Raw genomic sequence first — 4,388 nt, 5'->3', positions numbered from 1 at the left:
GGATTTTCCCGGTTCGGCGCCGAACCTGACCGGCGACGAGCTTCATGTGCTTGGCCAGAGCTATCTGAGCCATGTCGCCCCTCTGGCGGCGGGGCGGGCGCGGGTGGTGGACAAGATGCCGTCCAACTTCCTCTATTGCGGCCTCGCTCGCCTGATCCTGCCGGACGCGCGGATCGTCCATTGCCGGCGCGACCCGGTGGACACGTGCCTGTCCTGCTACACCAAGCTGTTCGCCGGACAGCAGCCGTTCGCGTATGACCAGACCGAGCTTGGCGTCTTCTACCGCCAGTACGAAGGCTTGATGGCGCATTGGCGCGCGCTGCTGCCCGCCGACACGTTCATCGATATCGACTACGAGGCCGTGGTCGACGACCTCGAAGGCGAGGCACGACGGCTGATCGCCTTTCTAGGGCTGCCGTGGGACGCGGCCTGCCTGAGCTTCCATCGCAACCGCCGGGTGGTGCGCACGGCGAGCGTCAATCAGGTCCGCCAGCCGATCTATCGGACCTCGACGGGCCGCTGGCGCGCGTATGCGCGCTATCTCGGGCCGCTGCTCGCGGCGTTGGGCGTCGATGCGCCATGATGTCCGGCGCCGCCCCCGATTTCCAGGCTATCGACCGCCAGATGCGTCCGCTGCTGGCGGCGGGGCGCTACGAGGAGGCCGAGTCGATCGTGCGGCCGTTTCTGGCCTCGGGCAGCGGGCCGCTGGTGTTGTGGAAACTGCTTGCGGCGGCGCTCCGTCCGCAGGGGCGCATCGCCGAAACGCGCGCGATCCAGGAAATGCTGGTGGCGCATGCCCCCGGCGATTTCCCGGCGCGGTACGATCTGGCCGAGACCTTGCTGCTGTCGGGCGAGTTCGAGCGCGGCTGGCGCGAATACCACTACCGCTACAGCCTCGTCCACACGGCGCACATCGAGCGCAAGGTGCAACGCCCGCGCTGGGACGGCCGCGCCATGCCCGGCAAAACACTGCTCATTCACGACGAGCAGGGCTATGGCGACACCTTTCAGTTCCTGCGGTTGGTGCGATGGGCCAAGGAGAGGAGCGGCGCGCGGGTCGTGCTCGAGATCAACGCGGAATCGCTGCCGCTGGTACGGCGCAGCGCGGGCTTTGACCTCCTCGTCGAACGCGGGCACCTGCCGCCCGCTTTCGACATGCACTGCGAGATGATGGGCTTGCCGCTGGCATTGGGTTTACGGCTCGACGACCTGCCCGGACCCATGCCGTACCTGTGTCCGGACCCGCGGCGCGTGGCGCGCTGGCGGCAACGTCTGGCCACTCTGCCGCGCCCGCTGGCCGCCCTCGTGTGGGCGGGGCGGCCCACGCACCCCAATGACGCCAACCGCTCGCTAAGCTTGGCCCAGCTCGCGCCGCTGGCGCAGACCGGCGTGCACTTCGTCTCGATTCAGAAAGGCCCGGCGGCATCGCAGGCCGACACGCCCCCCGCCGGCATGCCGCTGCTTTCGTTGTCCGACGAGATCGACGATTTCGAGGATACGGCGGCGATCCTCTGCATCGTCGATCTGCTGATCTCGGTGGATTCTTCTCCCGTCCACCTCGCCGGCGCATTGGACCGGCCCGTCTGGGTGATGCTGCCGCAGGTGCCGGATTGGCGCTGGCTGCTCGAGCGGACTGATTCACCGTGGTATCCGCGCATGCGTCTGTTTCGTCAGAACCGGCGCGCGGACTGGCGCGGCGTCGTCGATCAGATCGCGGTTGAGCTGGCGCGGTTCAAGGCGGCATGAGCACGCCAACCGGCTTGCTGGCGCTGCTGCTTTGCGGCGCGCTGTCGGCATGCGCGACGTTCGACCCCGACGCGCTGGCCGCGGCGGCGCGGCTGCGCCGCCAATATGTCGATACCGGCCGCTTCGTGCTGACGGCATTTGTGCGCGTCTCGCAACCCGGCAAGCCGCTGCGCGTGTACATCGAGGGCGATGGCGCCGCCTGGCTGTCGCGCACCGAACCCGCGCCAGACCCCACGCCGCGCGAGGCGCTGGGGCTCGCGCTGGCCGCGGAAGACCCCGCGCCGAACGTCGTCTATCTGGCGCGCCCGTGCCAGTTCACGCCGATGGCGATGAATCCGTCCTGCGGCATTCCCTATTGGACCAGCAAACGCTTTGCCACCGAGGTGATCGCGTCGATGGACGCTGCCGTCAGCCGCTTTGCCGCGCTTACGCCAGGGCAGGGGGTTGAACTGGTCGGTTACTCGGGCGGCGGCGCCGTCGCGGTGCTGATCGCGGCGCGCCGGCGCGACGTCATGTCGATTCGCACTGTGGCCGGCAATCTCGACAGCGAATTCGTCAATCGGCTGCATGGCGTGTCGCCGATGCCGGCGTCGGCAGACCCGATCGAGTTTGCCCGCCGCGTCGCCCCTATTCCGCAATTGCACTTCAGCGGCGCCGAGGATGAGGTCGTTCCGCCAGCGGTGGCGCAGCGCTTCGTCAACGCCGCCGGCACACGCTGCGCGCGGGCATTGACCGTTGCGGGGCTATCGCATGACAGCGGTTGGCGCGATAACTGGCCGGCATTGCTGGCCATCGCGCCGACATGCGCGATGACGGCCGCGGCGCCGCTTGCCGCCAGCCGAACCGCGCTCCCTTGACGCCCCCCGCCTAGGTCCCTAACCTCCGTCACCGTTGCGAATGAAAAGAAGCAACCGAGGTTTGACAGCCTTGTGACGTCGCTGGGCATTGCCTTTTAAGCAATGCTCACTATCTCGTCGATCCGCTTTTCTATGGCGGGCCGGCGAAGGACGCCGGCGGGTTCGCCCGTCGGCGTGCCGGTCGCGATGTCCCGGTCTGTCAACCTTCGCTCGGCCTGCCGCCACCTACCGGCAGCTCCTCCATCCTGTGAAGTAAGACGAAGGAGTCCGATCATGGCTCAATACCGTACCGTGTCCCCACTCGAGCGCGACCTGCGCGATATCCAATTCACCGTCAACCGTTTGGTGCAGCAGATGGCGCCGACGTCTCGGCACCGTTTCAACCAGGAGGCGGCGCGCAGTCTGCTTGCGGCGGTGAGCTACAAGCTGGATGTTCTGCAAGCGGCGGTGCGTGGCTAGAAACTCGCATGGCCTGCGGCGAACGCACGCTGCGCCGATCGTGTGGCGTGCGTTCGCGTAGCAACGCACGGTGATTGCAGCACGGGTCTGTGCGTTGGGCTCTTTGAGCTCAAGCGGGGGAGGGTAGATCGTTGACCACTCCGACGCGCAGCATTGTGGAATGGCCCATGATCAGATCCTTCTTTAGAAACGTACTTTGTGTCTTGTTTGTAGGCTGCCTGGGTTATTCGGCTTTGCCCACCGAGAAAAATAACCCACCTTTGTTGCCTGTCTGCAGGATGTAGGCGTAGCGGTATTTTTGGAAACTCCCGTTTCTTCCTAAGCCGTCGAAGTTATCGACGACGCACAGATACTGGTTCTCCCCCTCGTTCAGCATCAACCAGTCCGCTAGTTCGACGTGGACGAGAGGTTTTTTTACCTTATCCGCGCCGGGCAAAACAACGGCGAGTTTTGTCGGCCACAATTTGCCATCGAACACGATGGCATTGCCTTTCTTGGCTGTGGCGAAGCCGATGTCCTTCCCGTCGAATTCGATATAGTTCGCGGCATAGCCGGGCTGGTAATCATCCTCCTGCATGATTTCGTGTGTTGGAATTTCGGTTGCACTGACGTTGCCCTGTGCTTGTGCTTGAAGGCAGCTATTGATCACGTTGGCTGACGGTACCGCCATCGCGGGGGACGACAGTAAAAACGCGAGCAAACACAGGGGTTTCATTTATATTCTTTCGCTTTGGTGAATTTCACATAATCGGGCCTTAAAACACTACAGAAGAAATGTGCTTGAAGAATAAATGGGCGTTTTTCGATTAAAGATGTTTGTTATGACTTTGGTATGCTATGACTACTGTCGGCCAACAGCAGACGTTCATCAGTATTTCAGCATTCAGATGCTCATGAAAACAGCACTTTGCATCTCGTACAGGTACAATTACAAGTTTCCCTGCTTGAATACAGCATGCCCATGCCGAATGATGTCACCGCGCCTGCAAATGCCAGCCTAGCAAAGCTTTCTGGTTTGCATGTGTCCCATGCTTACTGGACACAAACCCGAATGCTGGGCTTTTTTTACGTCAACTCCTCGTTAGTCATCTACAGGTAAATAGTTGCCATGGAAACTTCTTCGTTAATAAGCGCATTCAGTGCAATAGCAGCAATAGCTTCCGCAATTTATGCCTACTATGACATGTCCTGGGTTTTTCAGACCAAGCGAATCTAGAGATAATGGCTCCTCAGACCTGAGGAGCGGCAATGAAGAAGAGCCGGTACAGCGACGAACAAATCGTCAGGATCTTGCGCGAAGCCGATCGTGACCCGATCACCGAAGTA

The 4,388-nt window shown here is 62.3% G+C and carries 5 protein-coding genes; 4 read left to right on the top strand and 1 reads right to left on the bottom strand.

Annotation, left to right across the window (positions count from 1 at the left end; all coding sequences use genetic code 11):
- The 4 genes from JOZ06_RS01655 to JOZ06_RS01640 form a co-directional block, all read left to right on the top strand.
- The coding region (locus JOZ06_RS01655) for a sulfotransferase (RefSeq protein ID WP_293228035.1) at window positions 1-583 on the top strand (583 nt) is incomplete at its 5' end.
- Window positions 580-1,746: a glycosyl transferase family 8 gene (locus JOZ06_RS01650; protein ID WP_293228034.1), complete on the top strand. Its 1,167-nt coding sequence runs from the start codon at window positions 580-582 to the stop codon at window positions 1,744-1,746. The genes JOZ06_RS01655 and JOZ06_RS01650, both read left to right, overlap by 4 nt.
- Window positions 1,743-2,603 carry an alpha/beta hydrolase gene (locus JOZ06_RS01645; RefSeq protein ID WP_293228032.1) on the top strand — a complete coding sequence of 287 codons (861 nt, stop codon included), beginning with the start codon at window positions 1,743-1,745 and terminating at the stop codon, window positions 2,601-2,603. Before JOZ06_RS01650 ends, JOZ06_RS01645 begins: the two co-directional genes overlap by 4 nt.
- Window positions 2,604-2,876: 273 nt before the next feature.
- Window positions 2,877-3,062 (top strand): hypothetical protein, encoded by a 186-nt coding sequence (locus JOZ06_RS01640; RefSeq protein ID WP_293228030.1) that lies wholly within the window; start codon window positions 2,877-2,879, stop codon window positions 3,060-3,062.
- Window positions 3,063-3,285: 223 nt separating this feature from the next.
- On the opposite strand, the gene JOZ06_RS01635 is transcribed toward JOZ06_RS01640, so the two are convergent.
- Window positions 3,286-3,777, bottom strand: coding sequence for a hypothetical protein (locus tag JOZ06_RS01635; protein ID WP_293228028.1), 492 nt, complete (start codon window positions 3,775-3,777; stop codon window positions 3,286-3,288).
- Window positions 3,778-4,388 lie beyond the last annotated feature (611 nt).

Origin of the sequence: Paludibacterium sp. (assembly GCF_019232825.1) — a bacterium.
Lineage (GTDB): Bacteria > Pseudomonadota > Gammaproteobacteria > Burkholderiales > Chromobacteriaceae > Paludibacterium.
Note: the sequence above shows the minus strand (reverse complement) of the source record. Positions and strands in the feature narration are given on the sequence as shown.

Coding starts and splice junctions, on each gene's coding strand:
- JOZ06_RS01635 (WP_293228028.1), bottom strand. CDS start 3,777: ATGAAACCCCTGTGTTTGCTCGCGTTTTTACTGTCGTCCCCCGCGATG.
- JOZ06_RS01650 (WP_293228034.1), top strand. CDS start 580: ATGATGTCCGGCGCCGCCCCCGATTTCCAGGCTATCGACCGCCAGATG.
- JOZ06_RS01645 (WP_293228032.1), top strand. CDS start 1,743: ATGAGCACGCCAACCGGCTTGCTGGCGCTGCTGCTTTGCGGCGCGCTG.
- JOZ06_RS01640 (WP_293228030.1), top strand. CDS start 2,877: ATGGCTCAATACCGTACCGTGTCCCCACTCGAGCGCGACCTGCGCGAT.